Genomic DNA, 14,999 nt, shown 5'->3' on the forward strand with positions numbered 1-14,999 from the left:
CTCAGGCAACACTGCGCCGTTGCGACGCAAGCATCTGCGCCCATTGCGCGTTTACGGGCCGGCTCAGGAGGTAACCCTGGAGACGATCGCAACCCAGGCCTGTCAACACCGAAAGCTGTTCCTCGCTTTCGATTTTCTCTGCCGTCGCAGGAACGTCGATCGCGGAACACAGTTGCAGGATGCCTTGGATGAGGCGGCGCTTCTTTGCCGAGGATGTGACATCCGCAATCAGGTCACCGTCGATCTTGACCCGATCGAAGGTGATTTCCCTGAGGTACGAGATCGACGCAAAGCCCGAACCGAAGTCATCGAGCGCCACCCGGATACCTGAACTGCGCAATAGTTCGAGCTGGTCGCGGGCCATGTCGAAATCGGCCAGCACCGATGTTTCGGTTACTTCCACTTCGAGCCGGTGGGGATCGAGGCCAAATCGCTTGCACAGCGACATGATCATGAGCGGCGTGCTGGGGCGGCACAGGTCGACGGCGCTCAGGTTGATCGAGAGTCCGATCGGGGTGGACCAACTGGCCGCCTCCCGGATCGCGATCGTGAAGATCTGTTCCGAAAGAGCCGCGATGCTGCCGATCTGCTCGGCGATGCCGATGAACTCAAGCGGATTTAGGGGGCCCAGTTGCGGATGGTTCCACCGCGCGAGTGCTTCGAAGCTGGCGATCTGCCGGGTTTTGGCATCGAATATCGGCTGATAGACAACTTCGATTTCCGGGCTCGGACAGGTTTCTCGCAGAGCCTGTTCGATCTGCATACGCCGCCGCAGCCGCGTTCCCATGGATGACTGGAACAGCCTGATCGCGCCACCACCGGCATGCTTGACATCGTAGAGCGCAAGATCGGCGCGCGACATTATGGCAGTCGCCACGGCATCGCCCTCCTCGTGAAAGGCGAGGCCGATCGATGCGGCGAGATGCAGTTGTGATCCATCGACGGTGTAGGGCCTGGCCAATGCGCTGACCAGTTCCTGACCAACGCCAAGCATACGATTGGCATCATCGGCATCTTCAACCACCACGGCGAATTCGTCGCCGCCGAGGCGTGCCACCATCCGGCAATCGGAACAGACAAGCCGAATGCGCGTCGCCGCTTCGACCAGCACCTTGTCGCCGGCGGTATGTCCATAAGTATCGTTGATGGCCTTGAAGCCGTCCAGATCGATCATCGCCACCGAAAGATGGCTGGTTTCCTCACGCGTCTCGCTCAGTTGTTCATCGAGATGCTCGATGAAGGCACGGCGATTGGCGAGGTTCGTCAGCGGATCGGTATAGGCGAGATCCTTGAGCAGCGTATGGGTGATCACGCCATCCAGCACGTATTGGTATTGATGCCCGATAAGGCGCAGGATCAAGAGGAAGATAAGAAGCAGGTTCAGCCCTGCGGCCTCCTGAATGGCGAGGCCAGAGGTGAGCATCGAACCGATCACCGGCGTCGTGGAAAGGAAGATCGTCGCAAAGGCCGCGCGCGGCAGGCATGAGAGGCAATAAGCGCAGGCGATAGCGCCGAAGGCGATGAACAAGGGTACAAACGGCTTGTCGCCGATATCGGAGCGCAACAGGATCACACCCCAGATACCCAGGCCCAGGCTTACGAAAGCGGCGATGAGCGTGGTGGACCAAAGATAGCGCGAGATACGGCCAGCAGCCGGTTCGATGCTACGACGGGCGAGCCAGATAGCCGCCCTGACTGTGATCAGCACGGCAAACGCACCAGGGATGATCAGCGACAGACTTGCCGAGACCGAACCGTAGATCGAATAGCACAAAATGCCTGTATTGATTGCAAGCACAGCATAGAGGATCGGGATCTGCGTGCGCAAGATCCGGAACTGCTGTGCCTCAAGCTCGCCCTTCAAGTGGGCTGGGGGTTTTCGTCTAAGTTGCACCAGTCGCATCCCGATTAGTGACATCGGCATGCCTCCCGATCGTTAAAATGTATTATAGAGGGCATTTACCAGAAAGAACCGATGCGGCAGCGTGGAAGCGGATTTCAGCGGTTTTACAGGCATGCGAGCCGGTCGCGCGCGACTTCGTCGGGGCAAGTCATTAGCGCCCCGGGGCCGTATTTCGCGCAGACTGCGCCGACTGTAGAACGACGCGGGGTTGATGATCGCTCCCTCGCTGGCAGCGATCAAGGCAAGGGGGCGTGGTAAACGACCGGGCAAATGCTGAACGCCTTCCGTTTCAGTTTCGACAATCCCAAACGGGCGCCAGCTTGCATCAGTATAGTCGCCACCGCGCGATCCACGTCAAATGGCGTCGCTGTCGAGCTGAGGGAGGGCTATCCCACTGCTTTCCGTATCGTCAGGCAGGAATGATCTGAGTGGGTGGAAGAGCCATCTGCGTGTCGACGGCACGCCATAATCGCAGGCTCTCTTCGCAACCGGTGTTGCTTAGCCGGGCAATTTGCTCCGCGACGTAGCGGCGCGCATCGCATCCCCGATGCTGCGTCACCCAAGCGGCCATGGCGGCAATGTCGTGTTCGTTTTGCATGAATGGATCATTGTCTCATCTGGCATCTGCGCCAAGGCAAAGTGCAACCCGAGCGAATTGACCCGTCAGCTAGACATGGCCGCTCGAAAAACCACCTCACGCAAGGGAAACAACCGAACCAGGATACGCGACGCTGGTCCGCACCCGGTTGCGGCTAGGTAGGTTTTCGATACGCAAAAAGGCAAGACGATGCGTTCAAACGAGGAATTTGCTACTGCAAAGCGATGCAGCCGGAATGAAACCGCCTGATCTCGTCGCGCCTTGTGTACGCATCCGAACAGGAGCCTAACCGATCCGCGCAGGCGCCATCATTGCCGGCAAAGGGTCAGAGCGGCTGTTGTTCGACGTGATTGCCCCGCGCACCGTGGCTACATCGACGCGGGGCAGTTTTTCAAAGGTCACGCATGAGCGCGCGTTCGACAGGGGGATCCAGCAGCCCGAACGTTGGGATAAAACGTTTCGGGCCGACGCGACGGTGCCTGTCGATGCTAGCGCTCGGCGTCTGGGCATCGTCGCTGGCCCCCGCCGCGGCGCAACCGGTGGCCGCCGTTGCTGCGCAGGTTAATCCGGAAGGCGTGCCGACAGTCGATCGCGACCGTCTCGATCGCCAGGATCCTGTGCTACCGGGACCGGCGCCTGCCAGGCCACCACGTCAGTTGCCGCCTACGGTCACCAGTCCGCAAACTGCGTCCGCCGCGACCTTGCGCGGCGTTCGGTTCGCCGGGTCGACTATTGATCCACCAAGGCTGGCGAACGCCGCGCGGATGTTCGCCGGCGCACCCCTGACGCGCGAGACGCTGCAGAAGCTCGCCAATGCGATCACCGCCATTTACGCGAAGAGCGACATCGCATTCTATGCGGTGAGCATACCGACGCAGGACTTAGCCAAAGGTGTCGTGACGGTGAAAGTCGTCGAGGGACGGATCGCCCGCTACACTTTGGCCAAGCGCACGAGAAGTACCCCGAACCGGCTGATCGATGCGCAATTGCAGCCACTTCTTGCCGACAAGCCGACGCACAAGCCGCAGCTCGAACGAGCGATCGGACTGCTACGCGATATTCCCGGCCAGACCGTCAAGGCAGACTTGCGGACCACCAGCAAGCCGGATGAACTTGATCTCGCTCTCGATATCTCCCGCAAGCAGTTGGAAATCACGTTAAACGTAAACAATCGCGGGGTGGTGAATGTCACTACCGGTGTTCAGGCGCAGATCGGCATCGCGGCGAATGGCTTGCTGCGCGAGGGAGATAGTACCCGATTTACTGCCGCAGTGCCGTTCCAGCCTTCAAGGTACCAGTTCTACTCGGCAAGCCACACCACTCCGATCGGTGCATCGGGTACGACCTTCGGTTTCAACGGGGCCTATGTTCATACCCGCACCCGTGATCCCGAGGTTCGCGGTGAGGCGAAGCAATTCGGCATCGTCATCGCGCACCCCGTGATCCGCTCAAACCAGCGCAACCTGTCGATGACCGCATCTCTGGATGGCACAAACAGCGAGAACTATTTCCTCGATACGGCATTCGGAGGCTTTCACACCCGCGCTTTGCGCTTTGGTGCGAGTTGGTCCGTCCTCGGCAAGGATGATGGCTATGCCATCAACGCCAGCTTGAGTCAGGGTCTCGACGCGCTGGGCGCCCGGGCAACGTTTGGTTATTCGCAGGAATCCTATCGCAAGGCCAATCTGCAACTCGTCGCGTTGAAGCAAATAAGTAGCAAAGTCGCCGTTAAGGCCGGCTTGCGCGGGCAATACAGCCAGGATCGACTGCCAACGACCGAGCGGTTCGCCCTGGGCGGAGAGGGGGCAGGGCTAGCCTATCGCTATGGGATCGTCACCGCAGACAAAGGCGCATCAGCAGATGTCGAACTGTCATGGCGATTGATCGGCAAGAATGCGACATCGCGAGGCATATCTGTCTTTGCCTATGCCGACGGCGCGACAGCCCGGTCTTTCGCGCGCCCGGCGTATCGTCTTGATGGGCGTAACTTCACGCTTGCATCAGCAGGTGGCGGGTTGCGGATCAATCCGACGAAAACCTGGGCGGCGACCGTGCAATTAGCCATTCCGGTTAAATCCCCCGATGCGAGTTTCGGTAAGAAACCGCGCGTGTTCTTCAGCATCACCCGCACGGTCTAGCGTTGCGTATGCGCAAAGGATTTTGCTCTTTTTGCGCATCCGCAAATAGGGTCGATAGTCGTATCTTGGAATTCGAGTATGAAGAACGTTTGGGAAGTCTGGTCTCGCACATTTTCATCCCAGGACTGCGATCGAATTACAGAACGCGCGAACGCCTACTCTGAGGTGAACCCCACTATCGGGTTTGCTGACACATCTCGGTCTGATCTTGCGTATCGATCTTGCGCCATCAGGTGGTTGGACGCGAAAAGCGAAAGCTGGCTTGTCGACCAGATCATGCATCTGGTTGGGGCGTCCAATCGAACAAACTTCGGTGTCGACGTCGAGGCGCTCTACGAGCTGCAGTACACTGAATATCAAGCCAGTAACGAGGGCCATTATGACTGGCATCATGACGTGTGGCTTGAATCGCACCGACCCTTCTCCCGCAAGCTGTCTGTCGTAGTGCAGCTTTCGGATCCCGAGGACTACCAGGGTGGTATTTTCGAGTTTTTTGGATTGCAGAATCCAGGGGTGGAATTCTCCGCACGCGGAAGCGTGCTGATCTTTCCCTCATTCCTGCAGCATCGTGTCTTACCAGTAACCGAAGGCGTTCGGCGGAGCCTGGTCACCTGGATAGAAGGGCCGAACTGGCGTTAGTGCTCGCTTCGACCGTGCGGCCGAGTTGACTCATCGATACGGATTTGCTGCTCTTGGCTATGTCGTCTTCAATGAAGCGGAACTAGCCAGTTCGCCTGCTTTCGCGTCGAATGCCCTGAAAATTCGATCGCCACTTTTCTGCGGTCTCGGCTTTGTGCGTGCATCGCCGCCGTCACAATCCCCATCTGTTTTTAGATACGCAATTGGCAATCTCGATCCGCAAAAGCCGCCGCTATGCTGATCCGCTCTGTTCGGCTTCGCTTTGACTATCCGATACGCATCGTAGCCTGCATAATCCTTCTTGCGATGGCATCGACGGACATGAGTCGGTGCTTTCGTCGGGATTGAACAGCCACAACGGCAATCATGAGAGGATGCGATGGCCACCTTTGCCAGGACCGAGGTAGCTACATCCGGTATTGGCGGCTCTCACTGATTTCTTCCTCTTGTGATGCGTTGGATGGCGATTGCGTCGGCAGCAAATCGAGGGAGAGATCTTCCAGCGCGAAGTCCTTCGGGCGCACCCTTCGCAGCGATCCGCTACGCTGATCTCGGCGGCGTAGCGGATTGTGGTAGACAGTTGTTGGTCTTCGGGATTCTATTTACACCGTCGCTGACAAACCTGAGTATCCCGCATGAGGTGTTTACAACCGGAGCGAACATAGTTTTCCAGCACGCAAAATAAGGTCGCGCTAAGCAGGTTTCGGATCACCGTAACCTGGGAGGCCGAGATGAGCTTCGTTCGAGATATCCTCGCTACCTTGTCGTATGAGCCTGAGCCAAGTGACGGTTTGCGCGCTGAAGGCGAGGAGTTGCTGCGGCTCGATCAGCGGCTCGCCGGCTTTTCGCCTGGGCAGGGAAGGCGGGTGGCACTTTCCATCCGCCCCACCGACTGCAGCGTCTGGGATGGCAACCCTCGGGATGTTCCGGGGCTTTCCTATGAAAGCTGCCATTCGCTCATCGATTCGATCGCGCAGGAAGATGGCAACCGCATCCCCGTTCTGGTCCGGCGTAATCCACCGGGAGCCGAGTACCCTTACGAACTGCTGGTTGGTAGCCGACGCCGTTTCGCGGTCGACTGGCTCAACCACAATGGTCGCCCGGAAGTGCGACTGAACGCTCTCGTGGTCGAGATGACGGACGAAGAAGCATTTCGTCTGGCTGACATCGAAAACCGCGAACGCGAGGATATCACCGAGCTGGACCGCGCACGTAGCTATCAAAATGCCGTCGACAGGTTCTACGGAGGCGTTCAATCCCGCATGGCCGAGGCGTTGAGCCTGTCGAACAGCCAGCTTAGTCGCTTGCTGGCATTGGCGCAGCTACCAGATGAGGTCGTGAACGCATTCGCGACCAAGAGCGAATTAAGGGTACGCCATTCCGAAGTGCTGACCCCGCTGCTTCGACGCCCAGAGCAGCGTGCGCGCGTTTTGCGTGCCGCCGTGCAGATCGGAGAAGAGCAACAGCAGCTTGCTTCTACGGGTGAGCGCATGATCGCAGCTGCCGCGGTACTGTCCCGATTGCGGGCCGCTACGCGTGATGAAACCCGGGGCTTGGTAGATACACCCATTTTCTCGGGCGGTGTACAGGTTGGCAGGGTCAAGATCGGGCGCGATGCGCTTGCGGTCGATTTGCAGGTTGCGCTTGATGACGACCTCGATCAGCTGCTCGGCGCCGTGCGTGCCGCGATAACGAAGGCCAGAGCCCAGGCGGCGACTCCCGGCGTCGATTCGATATAGCTCGCTTGCCTGCGCCCTAGCCCAGCGGCGTCGATTGTGGCCGATAAAGAGAATGATCGGCCTGGCGCGGCGATGTCAGATGCACTCAGATCGATGCTAGTCAGTTTAACACAATCTTTACGAATCGCCAGAGTTTAGGCGCAAGGTACCGGTATTTCGTGTCGGTTCTCGGGGGTTTGCGCATTTTTACTGCCAAATCCCATGAGTTCGACATGTCGTTGCGTGATTATTTTCTTGAGGTCGCTCCAACTCCGCGTGGCGGAAGCGTCTGAATGGCATTTGTTGGAGAAGTATTCGCAGACGGGATGTGGCTAGCTGCCTGGCAGTGGGCTTAAACGTGGAGCGAATTCTTTATGTCACATCGTCCTGTCGGTCGTTCAGCGAGGCGCGCCTTGCTCTGTGCAACAACCATTCCGATCCTCCTCCTCGGAGCATGTGCCGATGGTTCCGGCTTTCGTGTAGGAGCGGGCACCGGTGGAGCACCATCGGGCTCGAACGGCGGTACCGGCAGTGGTCCTGACGGATCGACAAGTCCCGGCGGACCTACCGGTCCAGGAGATGCTGCAGGACCGAATGGTCCCAGCGGCGCCAATGGGCCGGGCGCCAATGGTCCTAGCGGTCCCACGGGACCAGGCGGATCGACAGGGCCGAACAGCCCCGGCGGATCGACTGGCCCCGGCGGATCGACCGGCCCTGGCGGATCGACCGGCCCTGGCGGATCGACCGGCCCTGGCGGATCGACCGGCCCTGGCGGATCGACCGGCCCTGGCGGATCGACTGGCCCCGGCGGATCGACTGGCCCTGGCGGATCGACTGGCCCTGGCGGATCGACTGGCCCTGGCGGATCGACTGGCCCCGGCGGATCGAGTGGCCCTGGCGGTCCGACTGGGCCCGGCGGCCCCACGGGCCCTGGCGGTCCTACCGGCCCTGGTGGTCCCACTGGGCCAAGCGGTCCGACCGGCAGCTACACCGGAACGGTCGGATCAATATCGATCGGCGGCTCGACGATCGTCGGACCAAGCGGCCCTGGCACCTTGATCGATGTAAATCTTACGCCGCCGACGGCTACCACCGATCCAAATGGCTTCGCAGTGGACGTGCTTACAGGCGACGGCAAGGTGGTGCAGATCACCATGCCCACCACGACATCGCAGGTCCAGCAGGCGCTTGCTCCTGCTGGTTCGCTTGCAGGCGCCTTGCTGGGCCAGCAGACCGGCGGCGCAGTCATGCAGCTGACGGACGGTTTGTCGCCCACGGTTGCCGTGGTGACCGGTACGGTGAACGGCGTGCTCACGCCAGTGACCGGTGTCGTGAACGGTAGCCTTGGACCGGTCGTGGCTGCAGACGGAGCACTTGCGCCCGTGACGGCGGTGGTAGGCCAGCTTGTCGATACCGTGGCCGCCCCGCTGGGTTCATCGACGACACCGGCTCCGACTTACGACGGACCGCTTGTCGCGCTCAATGCCGGCAATGCTGTCGTGACCGAAGCCAGCACGACTCAAACCATCATCGCGGCCAATGTTCTGGCGCAAAATCCCGGTCTGGCGAGTGGTCAGCTGGTGACCGCCGACGTCTTGTCGGGGGGCAAAGTCGTTGATGTGGCGCTGCCGACCACCGCGGCCGGTGTCGAGGCCGGGTTGGCCCCGGTCGGGACGCTTGCAGGTTCGCTGCTCGGTAGCCAGGCGACTGCGGTGACGACCGAAGTCCATCAAGTTCTGGCGCCTGTTGTGGCGCCAGTCACTGCGGTGGTCGACACCGTGACCGCCCCGGTACTGGATACCGTAAATGGTGCTTTGGGACCGGTCGTTGGTAACCTGAGTGGTGCGATTGGCGAAGGCAGTGTCCTTGCGCCGGTGACGAATGCTGTCGCAACGATTGTTGACGGAGTTGTCGGAGGCGCGGAAGCCGCAGTTCCCGCACTCGCTCCGGTTACGGGAGCGGTCGGCGCACTGGTGGGCGGCGGTGGAGCGGGTCCCGATGCCGGCGCCGTGCTCGCCCCGGTTACCGGAGCGGTCGGCGCGCTGGTGGGCGGCGGTGGAGCGGGTCCTGACGCCGGCGCCGCACTCGCTCCGGTTACGGGAGCGGTCGGCGCACTGGTGGGCGGCGGTGGAGCGGGTCCCGATGCCGGCGCCGTGCTCGCCCCGGTTACCGAAGCGGTTGGCGCACTGGTGGGCGGCGGAGGAGCCGCTCCTGACGCCGGTGCCGTGCTTGCCCCGGTTACCGGAGCGGTCGGTGCACTGGTGGGCGGCGGTGGAGCCGCTCCTGACGCCGGCGCCGTGCTCGCCCCGGTTACCGGAGCGGTTGGCGCACTGGTGGGCGGCGGTGGAGCCGCTCCTGACGCCGGCGCCGTGCTCGCCCCGGTTACCGGAGCGGTTGGCGCCATCGTTAATGGTGTCGTCGGCGGACCGGTGAGCACCACGCCGAACACGGGCGCGCCGCTAGCGCCGGGAAATCATGTGCTGGGCGGTCTGCTTGGTGGTCTGCCCAGGTAATCCAAGGCGTGCCCAGGTGCCCCAACATTTCATGACCGGGCACGCATTGCCTCAACCCTGAAATCGGGGGCGAGGAGAAGAGGCAGCCGCCATGGGTGGCTGCCTCTTCGAGCTTCTCAAATTGGCAAGTACCCGTATTTCTCCCCAGCCAACCGATCATATTGTCTTCACAATATCCAATTAGACCATGATAATACCGAACACCCGGGGTTATTATCACCATGGAACGACGGGTGAGGGGGATAGTGGAGGGGATGAAGGGTCTGGCCAGGATGGAACCACCGACCGTAATCGTCATCGACGATGTCGAGGCGATCGTCGAGGAGCTTCTCACCCTGTTGCAACTTCATGCCATCCCGGCTGTAGGCGCGGCCAACCTTCCGGGCGCGATTGAAGCGCTTGAACGTGATCCATCCATACGCGTCATCTCATGTGACGTGCGACTGGATCGTGAATCCGGTATCGATATCATCCGCCAGATCAAGGCGCACCCTTCGCTCAGCGAACGCCATTATCGCTATCTCTTCGTTACGGGCGACGAGATGCAACTCGACCGCCTCGAATCCTGCTCCGGACTTGAGGTTCTGAGCAAGCCGGTGCAGCCGGCAGTGCTGATGGCTACCGTCAAGCAGTTGTTGAGCGCGGTCGATGGCTGAGCGAGCGACTTACGTGCCGGACGACGGGCAAGATCTGCCGTCATGCTCAAGCATGGATCATCGATCCGTGCCGGACTCCGGCAGGCCGGACGACCAGATGGTCGGCAAGAAGCTCGATAGAACGCAGTTGCTGCAACTCGTTCAGGAACTTGTCCAACTGGAACCAGCGGCGCGCCTGTTGCAGGCACCGGCGGCAGATGGAAGGCCTGGCGATCTTTGTGACGTCGGCGGGTTGCTCGCTCACGAATTGCGCCAGCCACTCTTCACGATCGCGATGGCAAACGAAAACCTGCGTCTGATCCTGGAGAGCGAAGAATTCGATCGCGAGGTCGTGCGCCGCTCGGTGATGCGTATCTCGGAGCAAGTCGAGCATGCGCAGGCCATAATCCAACACACGTTGCTCGACGCGTCGCGACGCGCAAACGCGTGCGATACCGGCGATATCGTTGCATCGGTCGCCTACGCCGCGCATCTTCTGGAGTCTCTGCAAGACGCCCACGATGTGCAGATCGTCTGGCGATTGCCGCCGGCCGGGCTGCTTGTCGCCGCCAGCCGGCTTGAACTCGACCAGGTGTTTTGCAATCTGTTACGCAATGCGATCGAAAGCATCGACGATCGCCGCAAGGCGGGCTGGGATGGGCGGGGGCGCATCGTCGTCACCATCGAACGATGCGGTGACGATGTACGCGCCACCATCGCCGACAATGGCGCGGGGCTTTCGCCATCGGCCGAAAAATTCGTATTCAAGCCGTTCTATACCACCAAGGCGGACGATGGCACCGGACTGGGCCTGCACCTTTGCCGGCAGTTGATCGGGAAGGCACAGGGTATCATCGCCCTCAAGGCAGGAAACGTCGAAGGCGCCGAGGTGGAAGTGGTCATGCCTCTGGTCCGGCCCCCCTCGCACGCCTGAGCATGGCGGCGCCTGGAGTGGCTACGTGTCGTCCCGCCCCAGCCTGATGACGAACCGCTCTGGGCCGACTGACTGCCTCAGACAGCGAAAGTCCCCCGATGCTTCGTGCGCGACCTGCTCGACCAGCCACATCGTCGCATGATCCATCGTCTTGCCCGGCACGGGTTGTCCGGCTTCGTCGGTGCATCGCACGCTGACAATGACATAAGCGGGTGAAAGCGTTGCATGAAGCAGGACCCTGCCGCGCCGTTTGCTGCCATCCGGCCCGATGAAGCTGGCAAAGGCGCATAGCAGCGCGGCCACGGCGATGATTTCCAGCGAGCCGTGTCGCGCCGTAAGTATGTAGTCCAGCGCGTTGCCCTGTACGTCGACGGCGACGTCATGATGGCGCACGTTGGATCGCGTGGCGCCCACGGCACGCTCGAGCGCGCTGCGCACGGATAGCTGCGCGGCTTCGTCGCTGCCATCGCGACCGAACCAGCGGAACAGGCTGAGTATGGAGGCCGCGTTGGACGTGTGTTGCGAAATTCGTTCGACACGATCGAGCAACTGCTGGCGCTCATCCTCGCCGATCGCAAGATGCTCGGCGATGTAGCCCATGTTGCCGTTCGCCATGGAAATCACGTTAAGTGGCTGGGCGAGATCATGCAGCATGCCGCGGGTGACGCGCCCCAGCAGCAGATCGCGGGTTACGGCGAACAGTCCGTCGTCACCCCAGTTGAGCAAACGCGCATCGATATTCGACATCTGACGCGTCACTTGTGCGCCCAGGCAGAACGTCATCGACAGCGCAAGCAGCGTCGGAACGATACCATAACCCAGCAGCATCGCGCAGATACTGGCGCTGCTCAGGACTGCGAGGATCTGCCAGGTCGATCGTGGCAAAAACATTAGTCTCATTACCCATCCGCGTGGCGCAAAGGCGGTCAAGCCGGCAAGCGCGATGACCGTCCAATACGCCGAAGCCGTCTCGGTCTTTATATCGAGGAGCAAGCCGAGCATGAGGATCGCGAGCAGGATACGCGATTGCCTGCGAGCGTTGAGCGCCAGCAAGGCGCCGATCGCGGGCGCGGTGAACACGCCGGCAATTGGGACATGAGCGCTGCAGATCCCGAGTATCGCGGCACTTAGCATTATCGCCCAAGGATGAGGGCGTGTATCGTCTCGCGTGATGGCAGCATTGGACCAGAAGCGTGCAAGGCCCATCGATTCAGACAGCCTGTCGCTTGTTCAGTCGCCGATCCCGCGGCCGCAGGCATGCAACGAACTGGCAGGTGACCCACAGGCCTCTGTTCATAAAACGCCTCATCCCTGATCCGCCGATCGCGGTAAACGATCTAGACCTATAACAGATTGCCCTAACGTGAAGCGAATCGTGCGAGCCCAGAAGACGGGCTCGAGGCGGAGATTACGCATCTGTGCACGACCGCTACTGCTTGTGCGCGTGTTGGAGCGGTTCTTGAAGACGACAAAAGAACCAGGCCAGCCTCGACCGCCTTAATGGTTATGCGGCTGCGAATTTGCGTGTCTTTCCCGGTTTTGCGCACGTCATGCTCGACGCTTCGGGACTGCCTAACTTCCGGCATTAAGACTTGTGCGGCCAGGTAGGCGCAATCCCCTCGCTTTGGCTCCTTCTGGATGCGCCTTTCGCCCTGAACCGATGTTAGCTCCGATCCATGACGCATCGGCAATGCGTGGACCTTGCTTCGTTCGGTATCTGCAAGCGCCCATTGCCGTTGCGTAAGCGCAAGTGGCGAAGGGAGTGGCATGCGCCTTGGTTCAAAAGCAAAGCTGACGATCGGGGTCGGTCTCGTCGCGGCGACGGCTTTTGCATCTCTTGGCGTACGCGATCTGATGCGCGCGCCGTCGGATCCGGTGCCGCCTGTCATGGCTGACCTCCGGCCACAACGCGCACCGATGATCGTTCTGGCCGCCAGCACGCGACCGATCCGTACCGGGGAGACGATCACCGCCGATATGATACGCAACGCCGCCGCCGACCCGTCGCGTCACTCTGGCATCGCGATGCCTCAGGAAGTCATCGGTAAGGTGGCGACCCGCGATATCGCAGCCGGTACGCTGATTTCGCGTTCGATGCTGGGCGGTGAAGCGAACCTGGCGATCAGGGTGCCGGTGGGCATGCGGGCGATCAGCATCGACACTACGGCCGAGATCGCCGTCGCCGGCCTGGTTCGTCCCGGCGACCGGGTCGACGTGCAGGTCGTCTATCCCGGGGAGGATGCGATTTCGGGGGCGCGCGGCAACGGTAGCAGTCGGGCGCGCACGCTTCTGCAACTGGTGCCGGTTTTGGCGGTGGGTGATCTGGTTGTAGGAACGGCCACGCAGCAGAGCGCCACGGCGACGATCGCTGATGCCACAGGCTCGACGCCGGCCCCATCCGGGACGCAGGCGGCGCGGACGGTCACGCTTGCGCTGACGCCGCCGCAAGTTGCCGAATTGGCTTTGGCGAAGAATGTCGGTTCACTCACCTTGTCGTTACGCAATCCGGGTGATCGCGATCAGGTCGAGGTGGCGCAGATCGCATCCTCTCCATCGAGGGCCGCGCCACCTGCGCTGCAGCAGGCCATCGCGCCCGCGCCGCCTCGCGTGGTCATGTCCCAGCCAGCGCCCCGACCGGCTCGTCGCGAACCGGCGGCCCACGCGATCGATCTTGTCGTGGGCGGCAATCACGAAGTGATCTATTCGGGGAGCGGCGTGCAGTGAAAGCCTTTCTGGGTTCATGCCTGCTTGTCCTCGCCGCGACGCTGCGGCCGATGCCTGCAATGGCTGCGGCGGGTGACCAATCGTTCCTGGTGGACGATGCGCGTACGCTCAACTTCCCGCGACCGATTGGCCGCATCGAGGTGAGTGCCGAGAACGTCATCGACGTTATCGCGCCCACCTCGCGCTCGCTGCGGATTACCGGCATAGGTTCCGGAGAGACGACGTTGAGCGTCTTTGGTGCAGACGGCAGCGTCCTGCGCGAATCCCGCATCCAGGTTTCGCCCCGGATGGCGACCGGCGGCCAGAACGGGATCGCCGGCGTCATGCGCCCGGGTGAGAAGGTCGTCGCGGTCGACGTGCAGTTCGCCGCCGTCAACTCGTCCACGCTGAAGGCGCTGGGGTTCAATTTCAGCAAGCTCTCGGGTGACCTTCAGGGCGCGGTCATCTCGCCCAGCAGCCTCAGCAGTTACGCCTTTGGCAGCGGCGGCTTGTCTATCGGCAGTTCGCAGCCGATTGCCGGCGCGTTCAATCTGTTCCTATCCGCTCGTAATCGCGGGATCGGCGCGGTGTTGAGCGCGCTTTCCACCAACGGCCTTTCGCAACTACTCGCGCAACCGACGTTGCTCGTGCGGTCTGGCGAAAAAGCGAGCTTTCTTGCCGGAGGCGAGGTTCCCATCCCGATCCCGCAGGCAAGCGGTCTGAACAGCAGCACCATCTCGATCGAATACAAGGAATTTGGGGTCCGCCTGACGGTGACCCCATGGGTGTTAAGCGCAGATCACATAATCCTCAAAATCGCACCGGAAGTCAGCGAACTCGACTACAGCAACGGCGTGCAGCTGCAGGGCTATGTAGTCCCGGGTATCCGCCGACGGTCCGCGGAGACCACGGTAGAACTTGGCAGCGGACAGAGCTTCGTCATCGCCGGACTGAACTACACCAACAGCTCCGTCACGAAGGACAAGGTGCCGCTTTTGGGCGACGTGCCGGTGCTTGGTGCATTCTTTAAGCGGCAGCAAAACCAGAAGGAACGCCAGGAGCTGATCATCGTGGCAACCCCGCGATTGGTCGAGGCGAACTCGGAAAGGCCGCAGTTGACCAACCCGGCAGCGCTCGATCCTTCGATCGGGCAGATGATCCTGGGTGGTGACGGTGTAGAGAAAGCCGTGTCGGACTTCGGCGTGGTGAGGCGCTGAT

At 61.2% G+C, this 14,999-nt stretch carries 11 protein-coding genes; 8 read left to right on the plus strand and 3 right to left on the minus strand.

The window, feature by feature from the left end:
- Window position 1: 1 nt before the first annotated feature.
- Window positions 2–1,864 carry a putative bifunctional diguanylate cyclase/phosphodiesterase gene (locus tag ACXJ1Z_RS11270; RefSeq protein WP_463776729.1) on the minus strand — a complete coding sequence of 621 codons (1,863 nt, stop codon included), beginning with the start codon at window positions 1,862–1,864 and terminating at the stop codon, window positions 2–4.
- A gap of 448 nt (window positions 1,865–2,312) precedes the next feature.
- A complete protein-coding gene (locus tag ACXJ1Z_RS11275; protein WP_463776730.1) occupies window positions 2,313–2,501 on the minus strand; it encodes a DUF6961 family protein in 189 nt (62 codons plus the stop codon).
- A gap of 485 nt (window positions 2,502–2,986) precedes the next feature.
- Between ACXJ1Z_RS11275 and ACXJ1Z_RS11280 the strand changes: the two genes are divergently transcribed.
- The 6 genes from ACXJ1Z_RS11280 to ACXJ1Z_RS11305 all read left to right on the plus strand — a co-directional run bounded on the left by ACXJ1Z_RS11280 (window position 2,987) and on the right by ACXJ1Z_RS11305 (window position 11,078).
- Window positions 2,987–4,639 carry a ShlB/FhaC/HecB family hemolysin secretion/activation protein gene (locus tag ACXJ1Z_RS11280; RefSeq protein WP_463776732.1) on the plus strand — a complete coding sequence of 551 codons (1,653 nt, stop codon included), beginning with the start codon at window positions 2,987–2,989 and terminating at the stop codon, window positions 4,637–4,639.
- 237 nt (window positions 4,640–4,876) lie between these two features.
- Window positions 4,877–5,278 carry a 2OG-Fe(II) oxygenase gene (locus ACXJ1Z_RS11285; protein WP_463776733.1) on the plus strand — a complete coding sequence of 134 codons (402 nt, stop codon included), beginning with the start codon at window positions 4,877–4,879 and terminating at the stop codon, window positions 5,276–5,278.
- A gap of 812 nt (window positions 5,279–6,090) precedes the next feature.
- Window positions 6,091–7,017, plus strand: coding sequence for a ParB/RepB/Spo0J family partition protein (locus ACXJ1Z_RS11290; RefSeq protein ID WP_463776735.1), 927 nt, complete (start codon window positions 6,091–6,093; stop codon window positions 7,015–7,017).
- A 1,034-nt stretch (window positions 7,018–8,051) separates the two neighbouring features.
- Window positions 8,052–9,509, plus strand: a complete 1,458-nt coding sequence (locus ACXJ1Z_RS11295; protein WP_463776737.1) for a hypothetical protein — start codon at window positions 8,052–8,054, stop codon at window positions 9,507–9,509.
- A 272-nt stretch (window positions 9,510–9,781) separates the two neighbouring features.
- Window positions 9,782–10,165, plus strand: coding sequence for a response regulator (locus ACXJ1Z_RS11300; RefSeq protein WP_463776738.1), 384 nt, complete (start codon window positions 9,782–9,784; stop codon window positions 10,163–10,165).
- Window positions 10,166–10,217: 52 nt separating this feature from the next.
- On the plus strand, window positions 10,218–11,078 hold the full coding sequence (locus ACXJ1Z_RS11305; RefSeq protein WP_463776740.1) for a sensor histidine kinase: 861 nt from the start codon (window positions 10,218–10,220) through the stop codon (window positions 11,076–11,078).
- A 21-nt stretch (window positions 11,079–11,099) separates the two neighbouring features.
- Here ACXJ1Z_RS11305 and ACXJ1Z_RS11310 read toward each other — a convergent pair whose 3' ends face one another.
- On the minus strand, window positions 11,100–12,212 hold the full coding sequence (locus ACXJ1Z_RS11310; RefSeq protein ID WP_463776741.1) for a sensor histidine kinase: 1,113 nt from the start codon (window positions 12,210–12,212) through the stop codon (window positions 11,100–11,102).
- A gap of 633 nt (window positions 12,213–12,845) precedes the next feature.
- On the opposite strand from ACXJ1Z_RS11310, the gene cpaB reads away from it, so the two are divergent.
- Both cpaB and ACXJ1Z_RS11320 read left to right on the plus strand, forming a co-directional pair.
- A complete protein-coding gene (cpaB, locus tag ACXJ1Z_RS11315) occupies window positions 12,846–13,802 on the plus strand; it encodes a Flp pilus assembly protein CpaB (RefSeq protein ID WP_463776742.1) in 957 nt (318 codons plus the stop codon).
- On the plus strand, window positions 13,799–14,998 hold the full coding sequence (locus ACXJ1Z_RS11320) for a type II and III secretion system protein family protein (RefSeq protein ID WP_463776743.1): 1,200 nt from the start codon (window positions 13,799–13,801) through the stop codon (window positions 14,996–14,998). Before cpaB ends, ACXJ1Z_RS11320 begins: the two co-directional genes overlap by 4 nt.
- Window position 14,999: the final 1 nt, after the last annotated feature.

This window comes from Novosphingobium sp. TK46 (genome assembly GCF_055361525.1).